Annotated in this window: 19 protein-coding genes; 13 read left to right on the plus strand and 6 right to left on the minus strand. The window is 58.2% G+C overall.

Annotated features, from left to right (window positions below; genetic code table 11):
- Positions 1–38 precede the first annotated feature (38 nt).
- The 4 genes from P4L78_RS00260 (at position 39) to P4L78_RS00275 (ending at position 4,218) form a co-directional block, all read left to right on the plus strand.
- Positions 39–899 (plus strand): fructosamine kinase family protein, encoded by an 861-nt coding sequence (locus P4L78_RS00260; RefSeq protein WP_309326212.1) that lies wholly within the window; start codon positions 39–41, stop codon positions 897–899.
- Between the two features lie 139 nt (positions 900–1,038).
- Positions 1,039–3,108, plus strand: coding sequence for a site-specific recombinase (locus P4L78_RS00265; protein WP_309326213.1), 2,070 nt, complete (start codon positions 1,039–1,041; stop codon positions 3,106–3,108).
- Positions 3,068–3,664, plus strand: coding sequence for a 2OG-Fe(II) oxygenase (locus P4L78_RS00270; protein ID WP_309326214.1), 597 nt, complete (start codon positions 3,068–3,070; stop codon positions 3,662–3,664). The genes P4L78_RS00265 and P4L78_RS00270 overlap by 41 nt, the downstream gene beginning before the upstream one ends.
- 89 nt (positions 3,665–3,753) lie before the next feature.
- Positions 3,754–4,218, plus strand: a complete 465-nt coding sequence (locus P4L78_RS00275; RefSeq protein ID WP_309326215.1) for a glycine zipper 2TM domain-containing protein — start codon at positions 3,754–3,756, stop codon at positions 4,216–4,218.
- 85 nt (positions 4,219–4,303) lie between these two features.
- Here P4L78_RS00275 and metF read toward each other — a convergent pair whose 3' ends face one another.
- The gene (gene metF / locus P4L78_RS00280) at positions 4,304–5,134 is read right to left on the minus strand and encodes a methylenetetrahydrofolate reductase [NAD(P)H] (RefSeq protein WP_309326216.1); all 831 of its coding nucleotides are present in this window, start codon (positions 5,132–5,134) and stop codon (positions 4,304–4,306) included.
- Between the two features lie 212 nt (positions 5,135–5,346).
- On the opposite strand from metF, the gene P4L78_RS00285 reads away from it, so the two are divergent.
- Both P4L78_RS00285 and P4L78_RS00290 read left to right on the plus strand, forming a co-directional pair.
- The gene (locus P4L78_RS00285; RefSeq protein ID WP_309326217.1) at positions 5,347–6,774 is read left to right on the plus strand and encodes a coniferyl aldehyde dehydrogenase; all 1,428 of its coding nucleotides are present in this window, start codon (positions 5,347–5,349) and stop codon (positions 6,772–6,774) included.
- A gap of 243 nt (positions 6,775–7,017) precedes the next feature.
- Positions 7,018–7,632: a YSC84-related protein gene (locus P4L78_RS00290; protein WP_309326218.1), complete on the plus strand. Its 615-nt coding sequence runs from the start codon at positions 7,018–7,020 to the stop codon at positions 7,630–7,632.
- Between the two features lie 63 nt (positions 7,633–7,695).
- Here P4L78_RS00290 and P4L78_RS00295 read toward each other — a convergent pair whose 3' ends face one another.
- Together P4L78_RS00295 and metK are read right to left on the minus strand one after the other, a co-directional pair.
- Positions 7,696–8,970 carry a hemolysin family protein gene (locus tag P4L78_RS00295; protein ID WP_309326219.1) on the minus strand — a complete coding sequence of 425 codons (1,275 nt, stop codon included), beginning with the start codon at positions 8,968–8,970 and terminating at the stop codon, positions 7,696–7,698.
- Positions 8,971–9,232: 262 nt separating this feature from the next.
- Positions 9,233–10,402 carry a methionine adenosyltransferase gene (metK, locus tag P4L78_RS00300; RefSeq protein WP_283150945.1) on the minus strand — a complete coding sequence of 390 codons (1,170 nt, stop codon included), beginning with the start codon at positions 10,400–10,402 and terminating at the stop codon, positions 9,233–9,235.
- Between the two features lie 82 nt (positions 10,403–10,484).
- On the opposite strand from metK, the gene P4L78_RS00305 reads away from it, so the two are divergent.
- Positions 10,485–11,357 (plus strand): lysophospholipid acyltransferase family protein, encoded by an 873-nt coding sequence (locus tag P4L78_RS00305; protein ID WP_309326220.1) that lies wholly within the window; start codon positions 10,485–10,487, stop codon positions 11,355–11,357.
- Positions 11,354–12,229, plus strand: coding sequence for a lipid A biosynthesis lauroyl acyltransferase (locus tag P4L78_RS00310; protein ID WP_309326221.1), 876 nt, complete (start codon positions 11,354–11,356; stop codon positions 12,227–12,229). Before P4L78_RS00305 ends, P4L78_RS00310 begins: the two co-directional genes overlap by 4 nt.
- Positions 12,230–12,277: 48 nt before the next feature.
- Here P4L78_RS00310 and P4L78_RS00315 read toward each other — a convergent pair whose 3' ends face one another.
- A complete protein-coding gene (locus tag P4L78_RS00315; RefSeq protein WP_309326222.1) occupies positions 12,278–12,661 on the minus strand; it encodes a SirB2 family protein in 384 nt (127 codons plus the stop codon).
- A 101-nt stretch (positions 12,662–12,762) separates the two neighbouring features.
- Between P4L78_RS00315 and P4L78_RS00320 the strand changes: the two genes are divergently transcribed.
- The 3 genes from P4L78_RS00320 to P4L78_RS00330 are packed head-to-tail and all read left to right on the plus strand — an operon-like array spanning position 12,763 to position 14,635.
- Positions 12,763–13,548, plus strand: coding sequence for a pseudouridine synthase (locus tag P4L78_RS00320; RefSeq protein WP_309326223.1), 786 nt, complete (start codon positions 12,763–12,765; stop codon positions 13,546–13,548).
- Positions 13,549–13,577: 29 nt separating this feature from the next.
- Complete coding sequence (locus P4L78_RS00325) at positions 13,578–13,892, plus strand: MliC family protein (protein ID WP_309326225.1); 315 nt, start codon at positions 13,578–13,580, stop codon at positions 13,890–13,892.
- The gene (locus P4L78_RS00330) at positions 13,892–14,635 is read left to right on the plus strand and encodes a TlyA family RNA methyltransferase (protein ID WP_309326226.1); all 744 of its coding nucleotides are present in this window, start codon (positions 13,892–13,894) and stop codon (positions 14,633–14,635) included. Before P4L78_RS00325 ends, P4L78_RS00330 begins: the two co-directional genes overlap by 1 nt.
- 30 nt (positions 14,636–14,665) lie before the next feature.
- Here P4L78_RS00330 and P4L78_RS00335 read toward each other — a convergent pair whose 3' ends face one another.
- Positions 14,666–15,076 carry a VOC family protein gene (locus P4L78_RS00335; RefSeq protein WP_283150938.1) on the minus strand — a complete coding sequence of 137 codons (411 nt, stop codon included), beginning with the start codon at positions 15,074–15,076 and terminating at the stop codon, positions 14,666–14,668.
- Positions 15,077–15,245: 169 nt separating this feature from the next.
- Between P4L78_RS00335 and P4L78_RS00340 the strand changes: the two genes are divergently transcribed.
- Both P4L78_RS00340 and pbpC read left to right on the plus strand, forming a co-directional pair.
- Positions 15,246–20,933, plus strand: a complete 5,688-nt coding sequence (locus P4L78_RS00340) for an MG2 domain-containing protein (protein WP_309326227.1) — start codon at positions 15,246–15,248, stop codon at positions 20,931–20,933.
- Positions 20,923–23,097 carry a penicillin-binding protein 1C gene (gene pbpC, locus P4L78_RS00345; RefSeq protein WP_309326229.1) on the plus strand — a complete coding sequence of 725 codons (2,175 nt, stop codon included), beginning with the start codon at positions 20,923–20,925 and terminating at the stop codon, positions 23,095–23,097. The genes P4L78_RS00340 and pbpC overlap by 11 nt, the downstream gene beginning before the upstream one ends.
- Before the next feature lie 103 nt (positions 23,098–23,200).
- Here pbpC and P4L78_RS00350 read toward each other — a convergent pair whose 3' ends face one another.
- The gene (locus tag P4L78_RS00350) at positions 23,201–23,359 is read right to left on the minus strand and encodes a hypothetical protein (RefSeq protein ID WP_283150935.1); all 159 of its coding nucleotides are present in this window, start codon (positions 23,357–23,359) and stop codon (positions 23,201–23,203) included.
- Positions 23,360–23,370: the final 11 nt, after the last annotated feature.

The following is a 23,370-nucleotide window of genomic DNA, read 5'->3' on the forward strand; positions in this document are numbered from 1 at the left end:
AGATTGTTTGCCATCCGGCACAGCAAAAGGATGCTTGAATGTGGAACGAAATCGTCGCTGAACTGGCTACAGTTATTGAGCGGCCACTGCAGTTTCGCCGGGCCGAAGTGGTGGCCGGAGGGGATATCAATGAGGCATGGCGCTTGCGCACTGACCAGGGCGACTGGTTCGTCAAACTGAACCAACACAATCGCCGCGAGATGTTTGAGGCCGAGCGAGAAGGTTTGTTGGCACTGGCTAAAGGGATTCACGTGCCGTCACCCGTGGTTTGTGGTGTGGCGGCGGGAAGTTCGTTTCAGGTGCTGGAATGGCTGGATTTACGGCGGCGTGGCGATGAAGCACAACTTGGCCAGCAACTGGCGCAACTGCATCGGCTAAGCGCAGCGAGCTTTGGCTGGCAGCGTGACAACACCATCGGTTCCACACCACAGCCCAATGGCTGGATGGACGACTGGGTCGAGTTCTATCGTGAGCGGCGTTTGCGGCATCAGTTTGATCTGGCGGCCAGCAACGGGTTGGCGCTGCACGATACCGAGCCATTGCTTGATGGGCTTAATGATTTCTTCGGCCAGCGCAAAGTAGTGCCTTCGCTGTTACACGGTGATCTGTGGGGCGGCAATGCGGCGTATCTGCCGGATGGCAGCCCGGTGGTGTTTGACCCCGCCTGCTACTATGGTGACCGCGAAGCAGACTTGGCGTTGACCATGTTGGTTGGTGGATTCAGCCCGGCGTTTTATCAGGCTTATCAGGCAACGTGGCCGCTGGATAGCGGCTTTGAACGGCGCCGCGATCTTTACAATCTTTACCATGTGGTCAATCACGCCAACATGTTTGGCGGCGGCTATGTGCATAGAGCGCAGACGATGATTGACGCGCTGCTTGTGAACATTTCGGCTTGACGCTACCTGCCGGTTTTACCGTTTAATGCTGCTCCGCCGCAAATGCCATCGGCAAGACGGCGTGCAGCGAATATATATAAAACAAATACATAACAATCGATCGCCCAGATCGTGAACTTGACCCACTCCAGGAGAATGCATGCAAGCAACCTTGCACGCCATGATAGATGCATCCCCCGAGCGCGCCCCGGAGTTGCTGCGGCAACTGGTTGCGGCCATGCGGCCACGCCGGGTAGACGACACGCAAGCCGCCATCAACAGCGTGCGCTCGTTGGCGTATTTGCTGGAGCAATCGCCCCAAGCTCGTGCCGCCGTGCGCCGTTGTCTGCTGTCGGTGCTGTCGCGCAGCGAGCAAGTGCAGTTCTTTGCCGACACCGGCATTTTGTCGAACGAGAGTTTTTTTGCCGCGGTATCGCGCCGCATTGGCGACCGCATCCTGCCGCCCGCGCCCATTCCCGGCTCGCTGCGCGATCTGTTTGGCAGCGTGTTTTTTCGGCATAACGATTACATCTGGCTCGAGGCGATTCCGCAGGACATCTGGTTTAGCCTGGGCCGGGCGCTGCATATCGAAGAGGAAACCGACTTCGAGCAAATCGGGCGGATTCGGGTGCAAGTGCTGGAGGCCATTGAGGTCCTGTCGACGCGCATTGCCGCGATCGGGCTTGAGCCGGAGATCGTGCGCAATCATCCAGACGCCAAGCGTTTTGTGTCGCCGTTCGTGCGGCAGAATCTGGAAGTCCATACCTTCATCGAACACAACCTGCAGGCAATGACCAACAAGGTGCCGCCGCAGGAAGACGAGCGCCACATTCTGGTATTGCTGGAACAGTGTGAAGAAGTGGTGGTGCGGGTGCGCAAACACGCGCTGCGCAACGGGGTATCGGTGAGCCTCACGTACCATCTGCTGCGCCTCACTCAGCATATTGAACGGCTTAAAGCCCTGCTGCGGGTGGTTTCAGTATCTCGCACCAAGGAAAAAGGCGAAGCCATGCTGGGCGTCAGTATCGCCCTGGTCCGTGCCGAAAACCGCAAACACTCCTTGCGGGACGTGTTCGCTGAAAATACCGAATTGCTGGCGCTGCAGGTGACTGAACATGCCAGCCACACCGGCGGCCACTACATTGCCGAGTCGCGCAAGGAATGGCGCAACATGTTCCGCTCGGCCGCGGGCGCCGGGTTGATTGTCGGCTTTATGGCGCTGTTCAAGCTGCTGGTGGCCAAAGCGCACTTGCCGCTATTGCTGGAAGCGCTGGTTTTCGGCTTGAACTACGCGTTTGGTTTCATGCTGGTGCATATCGTTCATTGCACTATCGCTACCAAACAACCGGCGATGACGGCAGCGAAGATTGCCGCCACGCTGCATGAAGGCACGCGCTCGGGCAAGCTTAAGCCGGAAGACATCAACCAACTCAGTGAGTTGATCGTCAAAGTCTTTCGCACCCAGTTTGTGGCGATCATGGGCAACGTGCTGGTGGTGCTGCCAACCGCGTTGCTGATTGCGCTGGCGTGGGTCTGGGTAACCGGTAGCCCGGTGGTGGACGTCGACAAAGCCCAGCATCTGTTGCACGACCTGAATCCGATCCAGAGCCTGGCTTTGTTTCACGCTGGTATCGCCGGGGTATGCCTGTTTCTGGCCGGATTGATCTCGGGTTATTACGACAACAAAGCGTTGTATAACCAGATTCCGCAACGGATCGCTGCCTTGCCGTGGCTGAACAGGCTGGCCGGCGAATCGCGCGCCAGGCGGCTTGGTACTTACATTGGCGACAATCTGGGCGCGCTGGCTGGTAATTTCTACTTTGGCTTGATGCTGGGCACGATTGGTACCATAGGCGTACTACTGGGCTTGCCGATTGATATTCGCCATATCACTTTCTCGTCTGCGTATCTGTCGTTTGCCGCAGTGAGTTATGACTTCACGCTGGACTGGCACGTAGTGGCCATTTCGGCGGTCGGCATCGCGCTGATCGGCTTGATCAACTTGCTGGTGAGTTTCGGGCTGGCGCTGTGGGTGGCGCTGCGTTCGCGCAAACTGACCCTGCGTTCGACTCGTCCCATTGTTGGCAGACTGCTGCGACGCGCGTTGACTCGTCCACAGGACTTCCTGATTCCGCCGCGCGCCAAACCGGAAGAAACCAGGGTTATCGAATTAACAGGAGAATCCGTTGTTGAGTGGGTACAACACCGTCGTGCAAGCACTGGTCGATGAAGGCAAGTTTGTCTGGCCAGGGTTTTTGAATCCGCAACAGGTCGCCGCACTGCGGGCCGATATGGACGCGCTCCAGGCTGATTTTCGCCCTGCCGGGATCGGGCGCGAGCAAGGTTATCAGCGTGATATCAGCATTCGTGGGGATGAAGTCCTGTGGCTGGACAACGATGCGCCGCTCGCGGTGCCGGTGCTGGACCAACTGGAAGAATTGCGCCAGGCCTTCAATGCCAGTCTTTATCTGGGACTGGTGGAATTTGAAGCCCATTTCGCGGTCTATCCGGCCGGTGGCTTTTACCAGCGCCATCTGGACCAGCACCGCAACGCTGATACGCGGGTTGTGACCTTCGTGCTGTACCTGAACGAAGACTGGCAAGATAGCGATGGCGGCCAGCTGCGCATTTATCTGGACAGCCAGGACCATGGTCGCACGCAGGATGTGACTCCGCATGGCGGTACGCTGGTGCTGTTTCTGTCTGACCGCTTCGAGCATGAAGTGCTGCCGGCGACACGAGAACGCCGCTCACTGACTGGCTGGTTCCGGCGGCGGCCAGTGTGAATGTTGCGGCGTCAGGTGCTACCTGAAGCAACTATAATGTGTTGATTCCTTGTGAAAATTCATACGTACTTCAGCATCCGGAGATAGCCATGAAACTGCGCAGCACCCTTGTCATTGCTCTTGCCGCTACCTCGCTCGCGCTGGTCGGTTGCGCCAGTGATTCGGCCAACACTTACACTCGCAGCCAGGCCATGCGTACCTCTACGGCGCAGGCGGGGATTGTGGAAAGTGTTCGTAACGTGCGCATTCAGAATGACACTAATGCAATCGGCACCATTGCGGGTGGCGTGATTGGCGGGGCAGCTGGTAGCCAGATTGGCGGTGGCAACGGCGCGATTGTGGCGGGTGTGCTGGGCGCGATTGCCGGTGGGGTAGCGGGTAACCAGATCGAAAAGAACTCATCGACGCAGGCTGCGCTGGAAATTACCGTGCGCCTGGATAACGGCCAACGCTTGGTGATTACCCAGGCGGCGGACATGAGCTTCTCGGCCGGGCAACGGGTTGACGTGATCAGCGACGGCCAGACCAGCCGCGTGGTGCCAGTGCAGCGTTAAGCCGTTATTTCCCTGGTTATTATCCGCACAAAACAAAGGGCCGATGATTCGGCCCTTTTGTTTTGGTATTGCCTGCGAGCCCGCTTTAGCGGCCCAGACGCTGGCAGATCGTCGATACCGCACCAGCGGCATTGAGTGTGTAAAAGTGCAGACCAGGCACGCCAGCAGTCAGCAGACGGTCGCATAGCTCGGTAATGAAATCCAGACCCAAAGCGCGGATCGATGCGCTGTCATCACCAAACGATTGCAGGCGCAGCTTGAGCCAGCGCGGAATTTCCGCCCCGCACATTTCCGAGAACCGATTGAGCTGATTGAAATTCTGGATCGGCATGATGCCTGGCACTACCGGAATCTTCACCCCGCGCGCGGTCACTTCATCCACAAAGCGGAAGTAGGCATCGGCATTGAAGAAATACTGTGTGATAGCCGAATCCGCGCCGGCGTTGACCTTGTTCACAAAGTTGCGCAGGTCAGCCTCGGCACTGGCGGATTGCGGGTGATATTCCGGGTAGGCCGCCACTTCAATGTGGAAATGATTGCCGTGTTGTTCGCGGATAAACGCCACCAGTTCGTTGGCGTAACGGAACTCACCGACATCCACCATGCCTGACGGAATATCGCCACGTAAAGCCACGATATGGCGAATGCCGTTGTCACGATAGCGTTGCAGAATCTCGGCCACGCTGGCCCGGCTGGAGCCGATACAGGACAAATGCGGCGCCGCTGCCAGCCCTTCGGACTGGATGTCCAGCACAGCATTGAGCGTGCCATCCTGGGTGGTGCCGCCCGCGCCAAAGGTCACCGAGCAATATTCTGGCTTGAACTGCGCCAGCTGCCGCCGCGTAATCCGCAGTTTGTCGGCGCCCTCGGTGGTTTTGGGCGGAAAGAATTCAAAGCTGATGGGCGTCTGGCTCACGATGTCTTGTCATATCTTCTAATAACAACGGGGCATCTTAACACTGAGCATCCATTGCTGGCTCGCCGCCAGCTTCATGCCGCCGTGAGTCCGATGCATGTAGGACATTTCAAACAAACGAATGCGGCGAGCATCCTATGACTGATTTGTGCGAATGTACCTACAATGATGTTTATTCATTCACGCCAGAGCCAGGTTTAGCCCGAGCGCCAATGCAAAACGCCCAACATGATTTGCCCGAACTGACCCGCAGTGATCTCGGCGTCCACTTTGCCCGTTTACGGAAGGCACAGCGCGCCCAGCCGTTTCCCGACTGGTCACAGCGGGCGGCGAGGTTGCTGGCATTGCGGCGGCTGCTTCTGGAAAATCGTCAGGCCATCATCGCCGCCATCAATAACGATTTTGGTCAGCGTCCGGCTCAGGAAACCGAGCTGCTGGAATTGGCGCCAACGCTGGCTGGTATCGCCCATGCATTACATGCCGGTCCACGCTGGATGAGGGCGCGTCGGCGAGCCACGGGCTGGCAATTATGGCCAGCGCGGGCGCAGGTATTGCCGCAGCCGCGCGGTGTGGTTGGCATTGTGGTGCCCTGGAATTACCCGGTATTTCTGGCCTTTGGGCCGTTGATTGCCGCATTTGCTGCCGGTAACCGGGCGCTGATCAAGTTGTCTGAGGCATCGCCGGCGCTGTGCCAGTTACTGCAACAGCTATGCCCCCACTATTTTGCGCAAGACGAACTGGTGTTCCTGGGCGGCGATGTCAGCCAGGCCAAGGCGTTTGTCGAGTTGCCGTTTGATTATTTGCTCTTTACTGGTTCGACCAGCGTCGGGCGCAGCGTTATGCAGACTGCTGCGAAAAACCTGACGCCGGTGACGCTGGAGTTGGGCGGCAAGTCGCCTGCGTTGATACTGAATGACTACGATTTTGAACAGGCGGTCTCGCGCATCTTGTACGGCAAGCTGGTGAATGCCGGGCAAACCTGCATCGCACCAGACTATGTATTGCTGCCGCGTGGGCGCGAGGCTGATTTTATTGCCATCGCCAAACGCTGGACACAACGACACTACCCGGATTTTCCGCAAGACTTTGCCTCAATGGCGACGCCTGCGCAGTATCAGCGGATGCAGAAGATCCACGACGATGCATTGACGCTGGGCGCGTTAGCTCATGCCTTGGTGCCGCCGCAGGCCAATTCGGCGGAGTCCCGGTTTTTTACGCCATATGTGTACACCGGCGTGCCCGACGATGCGCGATTGTTGAACGAAGAACTCTTTGGACCGTTATTGCCGCTCGTGCCGTATGACGATCTGGAACAAGCACTGAGCTATATCGACCAGCGTCCGCAGCCACTGGCGCTGTATGCATTTACCCGGTCGCGCAAGAAACAGACTCGCATCCTGCGAGAAACACAGGCCGGTGGCGTCACCATTAACGACACCTTGTTGCATATCGCCGCGGCTGATCTGCCGTTTGGTGGTGTGGGGCAAAGCGGGATGGGCGCATATCACGGCCAGGCCGGGTTTGACACGTTCTCACATCTGAAACCGGTGCTGCGCCAAGGCGTAGTGCGAGCGATGGATTGGCTGGAGCCACCTTATGGCGATGTGTTTGCTCGGGTAATCCGATTGTTGTTGAAATGACAAATTACCGCTGTGACGGTGTAAGACAGCCAGGCAACTTGGCGCGACCCTGGCTATAACAAGCATGTCCCGCACAGTGCATCTGGCTGGCGCTGGCTTATATTGAAGGAATGTATCAGGGGGAAAGTAATTCGGCACCCGCCGAACCAGTTGCTGCATCCGCGCGGCAATATGGACGGAACGCAGATTCCGGGATTGACGGTGTTGCATACCGATAATGTCACTTGATAGGAGAACATCAATATGAACAAGAAATGGCTCGTTATCCCCGCAGCAGTTGCTCTGCTTTTCGGTGCCCAGGCTTACGCTGATGAAATGCCTGCTACGGGTGGCTCAGCTGGCGCCAACGCCAAGACTCCAGAGGAACAACGCCAGGCAGTTCGCGCTGTGACCAAGGACACGCTGGAGACGGTTTACAAGAAGCATCCGACTGCCAAGGATGCCATTGCCAAATCCGCCGGTTATGCTGTCTTTAATAACGGCAGCGCGACCATATTGTTTGCGGGTGCCGGTGGTGGTGAAGGCTTGGCGGTGAACCAAAGCGATGGGCATGAAATATTCATGCGTATGGTTCAAGTCAAGGGTGGCTTGGGTCTGGGTATCAAAAATACCCGGTTGGTGCTGATATTTCCGAACAAAGAAGCTTTCCACAAGTTTGTGACCAAAGGCTGGGTGTTTGGTGGTGAAGCGGGCGCGTCGGCCAAGGCGGGTGATACAGGTGGTGGTTTTGAAGGTGCTCGTGCCGTTGGGGAAGGCGTTTACGCTTACCAGTTCACCGAAAACGGCGCTGATGCTGAAGTTACCGTGTCCGGCACCAAGTACTACGTGGACAAAGACCTGAACAAAGGCAAGAAATAAGCCTGCCAGCGTTCTGCGCTAACCCGCGAAGGGTGTAAAAAAAGGGGCCATGTGCCCCTTTTTTCATGCCGGCAAGCGGCTGATCAAGACCTGATCGATCTTGTGATGGTCAATATCCACCACCTCAAAACGGAACCCGCCGTATTCCACTGCCTCGGCTTTCTTGGGGATACGTTTGAGCTTGAGCATCAAAAAGCCCGCCAGCGTGTCGTAGTTCTCTTCATCGGGCATTTCGTTCAGTTCAATGGCACGCTTCAGATCGCCAATCGGGGTCATGCCATCGACCAGCCAGGAATTCTCATCGCGGCGCACGATCTGGTCTTCATCACTGTTATCGACGATGCTGCCAATCAACTGGCCGGTGACGTCATTGAGCGAGATCACGCCCACGACCAACGCATATTCGTTGATGATCACTGCGAAGTCTTCACGGGTTTCGCGGAATCGATCCAGTACGTCGGCCAGCGATAATGTATCGGGCACCACCAGCACGGTTTTGACGGCGATTTCGCGCAGCGTGGCAACCAGTGCTGCTTGCGGATTTTTCAGGATGGCATGCAGCAAATCTTTGGCATCGATATAGGCAAACACGGTGTCGATACTGCTGTTCTCGCACAGCGGAAACTTGGCGTGCGGCTGGCTGGCGATCTTCTGGCGGATGGCGGCATCCGTATCGGTGAGCGAGAAATAAACTACGGCTTCGCGTGCGGTCATGGCAGAGGGTAAAAAGCGTTCGGCCAGTTCAAACACGTTTTCAATAAAGCGGTGTTCCTGCTTGTGCAGCGTTCCTGCCTCGGCTCCGGCGTCGACCAGAGCCACGATCTCGCCGGCGGTGACAGTTTCTGAGCGCTGGGCGGGCATGCCCAGCATTTTCAACACCATTGTGGCGACGCCGTTAAACAACAACACGAATGGCATCAGGATCAACGAACACCAGCGCATTGGCCGCACGATGGCCACCGCCACCTGTTCTGGCGCCACCATGCCGAGGCGCTTGGGAATCAGATCCGCAAACTGGATGAACAAACCGGTGGTGATCAAAAAGGTGCTTAGAAAGGCCAGCTTGGCGGCCAGCGCCGGGTCCAGCGAGCCAAACAGTCGCAACAGCAGCGGCGAGAAAGTGGCGTCCCCCACAATCCCGCCCAGAATGGCCACGGCATTGACGCCAATCTGCACCACGGTAAAGAAGTCTCCGGGCTTTTCTTGCAGATCGATCACCGCTTGCGCGCGTGGCTCGCCTTCTTCGGCCAGCATTTGCAGTTTGAATTTACGCGCGGAGGCTAACGAGATTTCCGACATCGAGAAGAAGGCGGATAACGCGATCAGCAGAACCAGCAAAAAGAGACCTGTTGATATGCTCAATGGATACCCCGATGGCCGAAGATTATTAGTGTCGTATTCGCAAAATAGCGCATATCGATACAAGTTGTGAGGAACTCTTGCCGCAGAGGTTCATGTCAAGGGGGTAAGGTCAGACTTCCAGTGTGACAGGTGCGGCATTCAGATTGATGACCATGGCTGCCACAAGGTACAGCGCCCACATGTGGCCAAATAAAAAACGGGGCTGAATCGCCCCGTTTTTTAACTCACCAGCCGTTGTTTACAAGCCTGCATCAGCGCGCAGCGCTTCGGCCTTGTCGGTGCGTTCCCAGCTGAAATCCGGCTCTTCGCGGCCAAAGTGACCATACGCGGCAGTGCGTGTGTACACCGGGCGCAGCAGATCCAGCATTTGCACAATGCCCTTGGGGCGCAGGTCGAAATGCTTTTTGATCAAATCAACGATTTGTTCATTGGACAGCTTGGAAGTGCCCCAGGTATCGACCATGATCGAAACTGGCTTGGATACGCCAATCGCGTAGCTGATCTGCACTAGACACTGCTTGGCAATGCCCGCAGCGACAATATTCTTGGCGACGTAACGACCGGCATACGCAGCGGAACGATCCACCTTGGATGGGTCTTTACCCGAAAACGCGCCGCCACCGTGTGGTGCTGCACCGCCGTAGGTGTCGACGATGATCTTGCGGCCAGTCAGACCGCAATCGCCCATCGGGCCACCAATCACGAAACGGCCAGTCGGGTTGACCAGATATTTCGGGTTGTTTTGCAGCCATTCCGGTGGCAACACCGGCTTGATCACTTCTTCGATGACCGCTTCGGTCAATTGCGCGTGCGAGACATCCGGGTGGTGCTGGGTCGACAACACAATCGTGTCGACGCCAATCACCTTGCCGGTATCTGCATTGTATTTGAGCGTGACTTGCGATTTGGCGTCCGGGCGCAGCCATGGCAGACGGCCATCTTTGCGCAGTTCGGACTGGCGTTGTACCAGACGGTGCGCATAGTAAATGGCGGCAGGCATCAGTTGCGGGGTTTCGTCGCAAGCGTAGCCAAACATGAGCCCCTGGTCACCCGCGCCTTGGTCCAGATCCATGCCCTGGCCTTCGTTCACGCCTTGGGCGATGTCGGGCGATTGCTTGTCGTACGCCACCAGCACCGCGCAGGTTTTGTAGTCAAAACCGATGTCGGAATGGTCGTAGCCGATGCGCTTGATGGTGTCACGCGCAATCTGGATGTAATCGATATTGCCGGTGGTGGTGATTTCACCCGCCAGGACCACAAGGCCCGTATTTACCAGTGTTTCCGCAGCCACGCGCGCGTACTTGTCCTGTGCCAGGATCGCGTCGAGAATGGCGTCGGAAATCTGGTCTGCAACCTTGTCCGGGTGTCCTTCGGAGACTGACTCAGAGGTAAACAGGAATTCACTCATGGGCTATATGGTCCTTTAATGCCATGTCTGTAATGGTTGAAAGTCGCTAGAATCCGGGTTTTGCCCGAAAGGTTATCCACACATGCTTGTGCGCTTGTTCAGACCACTTGCATATATTCCATTATGCATCCTGCAAGCCGTTGGCTTTGCATTGGGCTGGGTCGCGTGGTGGACTTCCCCGACTTATCGCCGACGGCTCGATGACAATGCGAGGCGGGCAGCGCAATTTGATACAACCATAGATTATATCCGATTAAGGCGCTCAAGTATTGCCGAGCACGGCAAGGGCGCTATGGAATTGCTGGCTGCGTGGCTGCGCAAGCCGCAGCACGTATCGAATATGGTCAAGCGTACGCAAGGCTGGGAGCACGTTGAAGCCGCCTTGCAAAAGCCGGAGCCCATCATTTTTGTGTCGCCGCATCTGGGTGGGATCGAAGTGTGTGGCGTGTATCTGGGCTGGAATATCCCGCGCATCATGGCAGCGCTGTATCGACCGCCCAAGATCAAATGGCTGGAACCCATGATGCTGGCAAGCCGCGATCGGGCCAATGGTCGCGCGGCACCGGCCAATGCCCAGGGCGTGCGCCTGCTGCTGAAAACCCTGCGTGAAAAGCAGACCATCTATATCCTGCCGGACCAGGCGCCGGGGGCGGGTGATGGCGCATGGGCTCCGTTTTTCGGGCATCGCGCTTATACCATGACGTTGCTGCCGCGGCTGGCGCGCAGCAATAAGGCGACGGTACTGTTCTGCTTCGCAGAGCGCTTGTCGTGGGGGCGCGGTTACGTGATGCACGTTGAACCAATGCAGGGCAGTTTTAATGGCGAACCTGCGCGCGACGCCGCTTTGCTCAATCGCAATCTGGAACGGCTGATTTTAAAAGCCCCGGCTCAGTATCTGTGGAGCTATAACCGTTACAAGAGTCCGGCCGGTGCGCCGGAGCCGGAGTCTGAATGAGTTTCCCCGCCCGTTTGCTGGCTGCGTTTTTCTGGCTGCTGCATTTATTGCCGTTTACCGTGCTGCGCTGGCTGGGTGCGGCGTTGGGCAGCTTGCTTTATCTGGTTGCCGGAAGACGGCGGCGCATCGGCATGACCAATCTGCGTCTGTGTTTCCCGGAATGGACTGACGGCCAGCGTAGCAAAGTCATCCGTGAGCACTTTCGCTTGTTGTCGACCTGCCTGCTCAGTTACGGCGTGCTGTGGTTTGGCTCGAAAAAGCGGGTAGAGAAACTGGTCCGTCGCGAAGGCTACGAGCACTATCTGGCCGTGCAGGATCAATCGATCATTCTGCTGGCACCGCATTTTATCGGGCTGGATTACGGCGGCATCCGCCACACCATTGATCACTGGGGTGCCAGCATGTATTCGGCATCGCACCAGAACCCGATGGATGAGTTGCTGCTGATGGGTCGCAGCCGCTTTGGCAAACCGCTGCTGATCAAGCGTAACGATGGCATCCGCGCCATTGTCAAAGCACTGCGCCAACACACGCTGCCGTTCTACTACCTGCCTGACCAGGATATGGGCCCGAAGGAATCTATCTTTGCGCCGTTCTTTGGCATTCCGGCGGCGACGATTCCGGCGTTGTCACGCTTGTCGCAACTGGGCCGAGCGGTGGTGGTGCCCATGATTACGCGGCTGGAAAAAGACGGTTTCGTCACGCGCTATTATCCGGCGTGGACCGACAATTTTCCGTCTGATGACCTGCTGGCCGACACCGCGCGCATGAACCGGTTTATTGAGGACCGGGTGCGTGAAATCCCGGCGCAGTATTACTGGCTGCACCGGCGCTTCAAAACCCGGCCCGAAGGCGAGAAGTCGCCGTATTGATGCGGGCGGTGCATGGTGGATTGGCTTCGCCAAACCCACCTTGGCGAACTACATAAACGGCAGCGGATTGCGGGTAATGGCCACGCAGATAATCCACGCAAACACTGCCAGCGCCGCAATCAAAGCGAGTACCCGCGTGCGCTTGGTGCGGCCACGTTTCAGGGCGATTGTCCCCAATACGATGTAAATCACCAGTCCGATCAGTTTGGCCGTCAGCCACGGTTGCTGCCCCGGATATTGGTGGCTGATGATCACCAGCGTAACGCCAGCGAGGAGCAGCGCGCTATCGACCACGTGAGGTGTTACTTTCAGCCAGGTGGACTGCAGGCGCGGCGAATTGGCCAGCATCAGGCCGCCGCGGAACACAAACAGCAGACCGGAAAGAGCCACGCACAGCATGTGGATATGCTTGATTGCCAGGTAATACACCATGTTTTCTCCGTGTTTTGGGGCGCGGCGCGCAGTTGATGCCTACAATTCTGGTATTCTGCCGGGTTCGCTTGCAGGCGGCCAGTTACAGGGAGATGAACACCATGACCGATGAATCGACGCCAGACGTTCCCGAGCAGGGCGCGACCGCGCCAGACGAATCGATGCGCCTGTCCAAGCGCATGGCCGCACTGGGCATCTGCTCGCGCCGTGAGGCCGATGACTATATAGAACGCGGCTGGGTTCGTGTGGATGGCGTGGTCGTCAACATTCTGGGCAGCCGCGTATTGCCAGGCCAGGAAATCACGCTGGATAAACCGGCGCAGCAAGCGCAGGCCAACCGCGTCACCATCCTGATCAACAAGCCCGTCGGCTTTGTTTCCGGTCAGGCCGAGCGTGGTTACAAACCAGCTTCCGTGCTGGTGACGCTGGATAACCACTGGGATGGCGATCTCTCCGGCGTGCGCTTTCATCCGCAGCATTTGCGCGGTCTGGCGCCGGCTGGTCGGCTGGATATCGACTCGGTGGGCATGCTGGTTCTGACGCAAGATGGCCGCGTTGCCAAAACCCTGATCGGAGAAGACTCGCCGGTCGACAAGGAATACCTGGTGCGCGTGGCAGGCGCTTTGTCGGAAGAGGGCCTGCGGTTGCTCAATCACGGTCTGGAGCTGGATGGTGCGGCGCTCAAACCGGCCAGCGTGACCTGGCAAAACAAAGACCAGTTGCGGTTCATTTTGCGTGAAGGCAAAAAACGCCAGATCCGCCGCATGTGCGAACTGGTCGGTTTGCGTGTGGTCGGGTTGAAGCGGATTCGCATTGGTAATGTGCGTTTGGGTCAGTTGCCGCCCGGCAAGTGGCGTTATCTTGCCGCGAACGAGCATTTCGACTAATCCGCATTTTTGCTGATCAGGAGAACGCCATGTTGCATCTCGCCCAAAAAGCCCTGGTCACCGGCTTGCTGGCGCTGCCCGCGCTGGCTTGGGCCACGCCAGAGCAAATCAATGGTCGCTACGAATGCGCTAACGGCCAGGCTTTTACCGTGCAATCGAATGCCGAAATGACCCACGTGCGGATTCGCTATGCCTATCGCATTCTCGATCTCGCGCAAACGCCAGTGGCCTCTGGCGCGGCTTGGGGCGATGGCGAATGGCTGTGGCATAGCAAAGGTGCAGACAGTTTTCTGGAACACGACGGCAATATGATTGCTTCCGAATGTCACAAAGTGGGCGATTGATGCAGCGGATCGATTTGCTGCTGGTCAGTCTCGGTCTGGCCTCGTCACGCACCGCTGCACAGGGTTTGCTTGAGGCCGGGCGCGTGGCCGTGGAAGGCAAAACGGTCACCAAGGCTAGTCTTAAGGTGTTCGATGATGCCGCCATCACGGTTATTCCTGATGCGGCGGATCGCTTCGTGTCACGCGGCGGTTTAAAGCTGGCGGGGGCGCTGGCCCATACCGGACTGGATGTGACTGGCATGCTGGCGCTGGACGTGGGCATCTCTACAGGCGGCTTTACCGATTGCCTGTTACAGGCAGGTGCGCGCCGGGTGGTGGGGGTGGAGGTGGGGCATGACCAATTGCATCCGCGTTTGCTACAAGACCCGCGCGTGCAGCAATTTGAAGGCGTCAACGCCCGTCATTTGAACGCCGAACTGATCGCTTCTGCGCTGGATGCCGCGATTGACCTGGTAGTTGGCGATGTCTCGTTTATCTCGCTGACGCTGGTTTTGCCGGCCATTGCCAGCGTTATCAATTCGGGCGCGCGACTGCTGTTTCTGGTCAAACCGCAATTTGAAGTCGGGCCGCAAAAAGTGGGTAAAGGCGGCATCGTGCGCGATGAGTCCTGCTATCCGGAAGTCGAACAGAAAATTCGTTCTGCCGCGCACGCCGCCGGCTTTACGGTACTGGATTACCTGCCCAGCCCGATTGCCGGCGGCGACGGTAACCGCGAGTTTTTCATCTACGCGGTATACCGCTAACGCACAGCCCTCCTGGCTGCTGGCGACGGCTTATTGATCCGTGCAGTTGATCATCCACGGCGTGCCGAACTTGTCTTTTACCATGCCAAAACCTTTGGTCCAGAACGTGGGGCCAAATGGCATGGTTATCTGGCCGCCATCAGCCAGCGCGTTGAAATAGCGCTCACCTTCTTCCACCGTATTGACATTCAGCGAGAGCGTGAAGCCATTCTTCTGGGCCGTGGCGCGCTCGGGCGTACAGTCCATGGCCATAAGCTGTGTATCGCCTATCGAAAAGTTCGAATGCAGAATCTTTTCAGCCCACGCCGGGTCAGTGGCTTGATCCGCCGGAGCCTCCTTGTAGCGCACCACATATGTGGTCTTGCTACCCAATGACTGGCTGTAAAACGCCAGTACTTCTTCGCAGTTGCCGTTGAACGTGAGGTAGGTCTGAACTTGCATGGGAATGCTCCTGTAGCAATAAGGAAATGTGCACCCGGTTGGGTTGGGATGCGACCATATCGACCGTGAATTTTCTCAAACTTGCCAAGTTAAATGCAACAAATCGTAAGTTTCTGCCAAAATCGGGAAAGTATAAAAATCGATCAACCGCTTCCCGCCGATAAAAATCATGCTGACATATTGTCGCTCTGCCCTGTTTTTACTTGCCATCGCCGGGGTGCAAGCTCACGCGGCCACGGTTTCTTCCTTCTCCCCGCAAAATGAAGTCCGCGAAGTACAGCAGGTGCGCGCGACTTTTTCCGCCCCGATGATCCGTTTGGGCAGCGTCGGCGCGGCTGCACCATTTGATGTCGATTGCGCGCAAAAGGGTGACGCGCACTGGATTGATGACCAAACTTGGGTGATGGATTTTCCGCAAGGCTTGCCGGGCCAGACTGCCTGCCGTTTCAATGTTAAGCCCACGCTCAAGACATTGGCGGGCGAAGAGATAACCGGCACGCGGCAGTTCCGTTTCACCACCGGGCCGTTGGCGGTAGTGGAAAGCGCACCGGATAGCGGCAGCGAGATCGACGAAGACCAGACTTTTGTCTTGCGTTACAACGGCAAGATCACCGGTCCAATTCCTCTGTTTTGCCAGGTAGAAGGCTCACCCGAGCGCCTGCCAGCCCAGCGTATCAGCGCTGCCGACAAAGCCACCCTGATCAAGCATCTGGATTGGCAAAAACAGGCGGCCAATATTGATGCTATCGATTGCGGCCAGCGTCTGCCCGCAGGCAAGAAAGTAAAACTGGTGCTGGAACGCCCGGGTAGCAAAGAAAAACAAACGCTGGATTTCACCGTGCGCGAAGCGTTTACCGCATCATTTACGTGTGAGCGCGAAAGTGCCAAGGCGGCGTGTATTCCGCTGCGCCCGGTCACGCTACGGTTCTCGGCACAGGTACAGCGCAAGCTGGCCGAGCAAATTGTGCTGCAAACGCCCGATGGCGAACGCAAACCGGATTTCGGCCGCGACAGCGGCGGCACCGTTTATGAAGCCACTTTCAAGCCGCCGTTCGCGCCCAGCGCCGCCTTCAAAATCAAATTGCCGGATGGTTTTGTTGATGAGAACGGTCGTGAATTGACCAACCAAGCGGCCTTCCCGCTGGCTTTCAGTACTGCACTGGCACCGCCTCTGGCCAAGTTCGCCGCTGCGCCGTTCGGCATTGTGGAACTGAACGCCGATCCGGCCATTGCCGTAACCTTGCGGGACGTTGAAGCCGACCTCAATGTGAAACAGATTCAGGTTGGGGTGGATAGCCTGACCGTCACTGATGACCAGTCCATGATGACCTGGCTGGCCAAAGTGCAGAATTGGCACGAGTCCTACGCGCACATCAAGGGCAAAGATGTTGAAACACGGCGCCTGAGCTTGTTGGCAGGGCAGAAGGGCGTCCAAAGCATGCCCGTCCCGACTTCGCCAGATAAAAACGGTAAATGGCCATTCTCGGTGGTCGGCATTCCGGCCAAAGAACCGGGCTTGCATGTGGTAGAACTGCAATCGCGCCTGTTGGGTAAATCGTTGCTGGGGCTGGAAGCGCCGATGTACGTGCGCACCGCTATGTTGATCACCAACTTGGGAGTACATCTGAAGCGGGGGCGCGAAAACGCTGCGGTGTGGGTGACCACGCTAGATCGGGCCCAGCCGGTGGCCGACGCGCAAGTCAGCATCTATGACTGTCGCCGCACTTTGCTGTGGCAAGGCAAAACCGACAGCAAAGGCGTAGCCAGTATTGATCATGCGCTGGAGGAATACGGCAACTGCCCGCCCGGTTCGCTTGATGGTCTGTTTGTGACCGCACGCAAGAAGGATGCCCAAGGGCGCGACGACGTGTCGTTTGTGCGTTCTGGCTGGAATCAGGGCATTGAATCCTGGCGCTTCCCGGTGCCGACCGACATGAGCCCGCAGCCTTCTGTGCGCGCCACCACCGTGTTTGATCGCCCATTGTTCCGCGCTGGCGAAACGGTATCGATGAAGCACTTCATGCGCGTGGAAAACAGCAAAGGCCTGGCCTTGCCCCGCGCCAGCCAGTTGCCAGACCAGTTGGTGATCACTCACGATGGCAGCGGTCAGGAATTCAAATATCCGCTGACGTGGCGCCAGGGGCGCTATGCCGAATCGACCTTTGCCATTCCCAAAACCGCCAAGCTGGGCATGTATTCTGTCTCGCTGACCCGCAAACCCAATCGCGGCGCGGCTGACAAAGGTGCGGCCAGTATTGATCGCGATGGCATCACGCTCTACACCGGCACCTTCCGGGTGGAAGAGTTCCGGCTGCCGGTGATGAGTGGTCAGCTCTCGGCCGATGCCAAAACCACGGTCGCCCCGACTAGCGTGCCGCTGAATGTGTCGTTGTCTTATGGTACTGGTGGCCCGGCCAAGGGCTTGCCGATTCAGGTCAGTGCCATGCTGCGCGACCGTTATGACCGGGTCGAGGGTTATGACAACTTCAGCTTCTCCGCGCCGGAAACCGCGCGTGGGGAGCAGCAGAAATCGCTCGATGGCAAAGTGGTGCTGGATAAATCCGCGCTTACGCTAGATGCCAACGGCAATGCCAAGACCGCCGTGAAAGATCTACCCAAGCTCGACCGTCCTTACGACATGGTGATGGAAGCCACCTACGCCGATCCGAATGGCGAGGTACAAACGCTCTCGCGCACGGTCGCGCTGTGGCCGAGCGCAGTGCGCATCGGCCTGAATGTGGACGACTGGGTTTCGGTGGGCAAGAGTGCCGGGCTCAAAGCGGTGGTGCTCGATACCAATGGCAAACCGGTGGTCGGGCGTAATGTGACCGTCAAAGCCGTGGAACATGAGTATCTTTCCAGTCGCAAACGGTTGGTGGGCGGCTTTTATGCCTACGATCACCAGGAAAACACTAAAGATCTGGGCAACGTTTGCGATGGCAAAACGGACTCGCGTGGCCTGGTGTTCTGCGACATCTCGCTCAAAAACGAAGGCAGTATTGAGTTGATTGCCCAGACCGATGATGGCGCCAGCCATCCGGCCAGTGCCTCGCAACGCATCTGGGTTACGCGCGAAGGTGAGATGTGGTTTGACGTCGACAACAATGACCGCATCGACGTTTTGCCAGAAAAAACCAGCTATCAACCCGGCGATACCGCCCGCTTGCAAGTCCGTATGCCGTTCCGCAAAGCCACAGCGTGGCTGGCGATTGAACGCGAAGGCGTTATCGAAACCCGCGTGGTGGAGCTGAGCGGTAAAGACCCGTCGATTGATCTGAAAATAGAACCGCAATGGGCGCCGAATGTGTATGTATCGGTGCTGGCAGTTCGTGGCCGGGTGCGCGAAGTGCCGTGGTATTCGTTCTTTACCTGGGGCTGGCGTACGCCGCTGGATTGGTGGGATGCCTTCCGCAACGAAGGACGTGACTATCAAGCACCGACGGCAATGGTCGATTTGTCCCGGCCTGCCTTCAAATATGGCATGGCTGAACTCACCGTCGGCACCGCAGGCCACAAACTGGCGGTGACGGTAACGCCGGATAAACAAACCTATTCGATCCGCAAAACCGCCACGGTGAAGGTTCAGGTCAAGCTTCCCAACGGTCAACCGGCACCGGCTGGCTCGGAAGTAGCGTTTGCCGCGGTGGATGAAGCCTTGCTGGAACTGCAGCCGAACACTAGCTGGGATTTGCTCACCGCCATGTTGCAACGACGCAGCTACGGCGTAGAGACCTCTACCGCGCAACTGCAAGTGGTGGGTAAACGCCACTTCGGTCGTAAAGCGCTTGCACCCGGCGGCGGTGGCGGTTTCGCACCAACGCGTGAACTGCTGGATACGTTGCTGACATGGCAGCCCCACGTGGTGCTGGATAAAACCGGTAGCGCCACCGTGACCGTACCGCTGAACGACGCGCTGACCCGCTTCAAGCTGGTAGCTGTGGCGGACAGTGGTGATGCGTACTTTGGCACTGGTTCGGCCAGCATTACCGTGACGCAGGATGTGCAGATCACCTCCGGCATTCCGCCACTGGCGCGCTCGGGCGATCAGGTCGACGCCGGTATCAATATCCGCAACGGCTCAAGCCGCGTCATGACCATGCTGGTCGAGGCGCAAGCTGCAGGCTTGCCACCGTTGAATGCGCAAACCGTGCAGATTCCCGCCGGCGAAGCGCGTGAGGTGAAATGGCCGGTGACGGTGCCAGCAGGTATCTCCAGCCTGCAATGGACGCTCTCGGCCAAAGAGCAAGGGGGCGAGAAGGCACAAGACAAGCTGGCCTTCAAACAGGATATTGAGCCAGCTACACCAGTGACCGTACAACAAGCCACCTTGCGCCAGATTACCGGTGAAGTATCGATCCCGGTCGGTTTGCCACAAGGGGCCGAGCCGGGGCGTGGCGGGGTGTCGGTGCAATTGCAGGCTAAACTGGGCGGCGATATGCCCGCCGTGCGCGACTGGTTCTTGCGCTATCCATATTCGTGCCTGGAACAACGCTCGTCCATTGCCATTGGCTTGAACGACAAAACCCGCTGGGATGCCATCATGGCTGACCTGCCCAGCTATCTGGATGCCGATGGTCTGGCGCAGTATTTCCCGGTGCAGGAGGGCAGTCGCTCCATGGGCAGCGATACGCTTACTGCATATTTGCTGGCGGTTTCCAACGACGCAGGCTGGAAGATTCCCGATGACTCGCGCGAACGCATGCTCACGGCCTTGACCAATTTTGTTGAGGGCAAGCTCAAGCGTGATCTGTGGATGCCGCGTGACTCGGGCGATGCTCGCCGTCTGGCCGCGCTGGAAGCATTGTCTCGCTATGGTCGGGCACTGCCACGGCAACTGGATACGCTCACCGTGCAGCTCAATAGCTGGTCGACCGGCATGGTGATCGACTGGATGTCGCTGTTGCAGCACATGCCGACCGCACCGGATCGCGCCGCCAAACTGGCGCAGGCCGAGCAGCTATTGCGCGGACGACTCACCTATCAGGGCACGCGCATGGTGTTCTCCACCGAGCGTGACGATTACTGGTGGTGGCTGATGGGCAACGCAGATGTGAACTCTGCCCGCCTGGTGCTGGTGGCCAGCCAGATGCCGACCTTCAAAGACGACATGCCACGCTTGCTGACCGGCTTGCTTGGTCGCCAGGAGCGCGGCGCGTGGTGGACGACCAATGCCAATGCCTGGGGCTCGCTGGCGGTGCGGCATTTCAGCGCGCAATTTGAAAGCCAGCCGGTCACTGGGCAGGTCAATCTGGCGCTGGGTAACAGCAAGCAATCGGTGACGTGGCAGTCCGCCTTGCCGCCCAAGGTGGATTTGCCGTGGCCCGCCAACGGCCAGGGCACGCTGGGGCTGACGCAACAGGGCACCGGCTCCCCGTGGGCAACAGTGCAGGTTTCAGCGGCATTGCCGCTCACCGCACCGCAAACCGCCGGTTATCGCATCAAGAAAACCGTCACGCCGGTTGAGACCAAAGTTGCCGGTCAGTATTCGCGCGGCGATGTGGTGCGGGTGAAGCTGGAGATTACTGCCCAAGCCGATATGACCTGGGTAGTGGTCGATGACCCGGTGCCGACTGGCGCCAGCATTCTGGGCAATGGACTGGGGCGTGATTCGCAAATTGCCACGCAGGGCGAGCAGCAATCTGGCGATGCATGGCCAGCCTATGTGGAACGCCGCTTTGCCGGATATCGGGCTTATTACGAGTACATCCCGCGCGGCAGCTTTACGGTGGAATACACCATGCGGCTGAATAACACCGGCACCTTCAAATTGCCGCCGTCGCGGGTTGAGGCCCTGTATGCGCCCGATGTCTTTGGTGCTGCTCCCAATGCGGTGTTCAAGGTGAACGATGCACGCTGATCGATGGGCTGCGCGGCTGGCGCTTGTGCTGGCGCTGGTCGCCGCCCCTGCTTTGGCGCTGCCGGATTTCCAGTCAGTGAAATCCGGCTGGCGCTCGTCAGATGTGATTTTGCTGGATCGCACCGGCCAGCCATTGCAGCGGGTCCGCGTCGATCAGGCCGTGCGCAAGCTCGACTGGGTGACCCTGCCGGAAATCTCGCCGGCCATGCGCCAGGCGCTGGTGTTGTCGGAAGACCGCAACTTCTATCAGCACAGCGGGGTCGATTGGTCCGCCGTGGCGGCAGCCAGTTGGGGCAATTTGTGGAACAGGCGCACGCGCGGCGCCTCCACCTTGACCATGCAATTGGTGGGTTTGCTGGATGACGATCTCAAGCGCGGAACACAAGGGCGCTCACTCACCCAAAAGGTACAGCAGGGAATTTCGGCACAATGGCTGGAACACAGCTGGACCAAGGCCGAGGTGCTGGAGGCTTATCTCAACCTGGTGAGTTTTCGCGGTGAGATTGTCGGGCTGGACGCACTCTCGGCCTCGCTGTTTGAGAAGTCGCCATCCGGTCTGGATGCGCATGAATCGGCCATTGCGGTGGCCTTGATCCGTGCGCCCAATGCGGCTCCTCCCAAAGTAGCCCAACGCGCTTGCGGCATCTTGCACGACATGGGCCGCAAAGAGGGTTGTGACCAGATCGCGGTAGAAACGCAGATCGCCTTGGCGCGCCATGGCAATGGCTATCAGCAAGATGAACAACTGGCCCCGCACTTTGCCCGCAAGCTGCTGGCACGCTCAAAACTACCGCCTGGTGTACCGATCCGGACCACGCTGGATGCCAATCTGCAGCGCTTTGCCACCGAAACTTTGCGGCGGCAGCTGACTGAACTACGCCAGCGCAACGTGGAGGATGGCGCGCTGGTGGTGCTGGATAATCGCAGTGGCGATATCCTGGCGTGGGTAGGTTCCAGCGGCGATTTATCCAAAGCGGGCGCGGTCGATGGTGTGACCTCGCTGCGCCAGGCCGGCTCTACGCTCAAGCCATTTCTCTACCAGATCGCCCTGGAAGGACATTGGCTCACTGCCGCATCGCTACTGGACGACAGCCCGCTGGACCTGCAAACCGCCAGCGGATTATATGCGCCCCAGAACTACGACAAGGATTTCAAAGGCCCAGTGTCCGCCCGTACCGCGCTGGCCTCTTCGCTCAACACGCCTGCTGTGCGCACCATCGAGATGGTTACGCCCAACCGCTTGCGTGAGCGTTTGTACGCGCTCGGGCTGACCAGCTTGAATGAATCCGGCGATTATTATGGATACAGCCTGGCGCTGGGTGCGGCTGATGTGCGGCTGCTGGATCTGGCCAATGCCTATCGCACCTTGGCCGATGGTGGTCTGCAGAACCCGACCCGTTGGCTGAGCGCAGATCCCAAGCCACAAGCGGTGCGTTTACTGGATGAAAAAAGCAGCTTCATCATTGGCGATGTCCTGTCCGACCGCACCGCCCGCGCCCGCACTTTTGGCTTGGAAAGCGCGCTGGCTACGCGGTTCTGGACCGCTGTCAAAACCGGCACCAGCAAGGATATGCGTGATAACTGGGCGGTGGGTTACTCGCAGCGCTATGCGGTGGCGGTGTGGGTTGGCAATGCTAGTGGCGCGCCGATGTGGGATGTCTCCGGCATGCACGGTGCCGCGCCGGTGTGGCTGGAAGTGATGGGCCGCCTGCATGCCAATACGCCATCGCGTCCGCCCACTGCGCCTGTTGGTGTCGAGATGCGGCAGGTTCGGTTTGAAAACACAGTTGAAGCCACTCGCCGCGAGTATTTTCTGCCGGGCACTGCCCGCGACATCGTGTACTCCGCCGATGCAGATCAGCGCGCCAAACCGCAAGGCATCAGCAATCCGGTTGATGGCTCGGTTTACGCGCTGGACCCGGATATTCCACCGGCTAACCAGCGAGTGGTATTTCGGGCCGATGGCGTCGGCCAACCGCAGTGGTGGCTCAACGGCAAACTGCTGGGTAAAGGCAGCGCGCTGGCGTGGTTCCCGCTGCCGGGGCGGCATGTGCTGGAGCTGCGTGACAATCGCAAAGTGATCGAACAAGTCCATTTCGAAGTGCGCGGCGCATTTCTGAAGCAAAGCCCGCCTGGAAAGAAGGCAGCGAAGCGGCAGAGTTAGCGTGCGGCTGTGTGTTCTTGGAAATAAAAAAGGCTACCCGGGCGGTAGCCTTTTTTTTCGCGGGCCTGTTGTGAGCGGATGCTGCGGCCTTGAGTGGTTCTTGTTAGTTGGTGCTGTCAGGCGCCGGTTTGGGCATAGGGTGACGCATCACGCCATTTGCACCGCCTTGGGTTCCGCCGGCTCCCACGCCGTCAGCCAATACGCTGCCTGCAGTCAAACCGGTAAATGCCAAAACCACAAGAGACACGATGAGACGCTTCATGATGATTCTCC

It is taken from the genome of Silvimonas sp. (assembly GCF_031291215.1).
GTDB lineage: Bacteria > Pseudomonadota > Gammaproteobacteria > Burkholderiales > Chitinibacteraceae > Silvimonas > Silvimonas soli.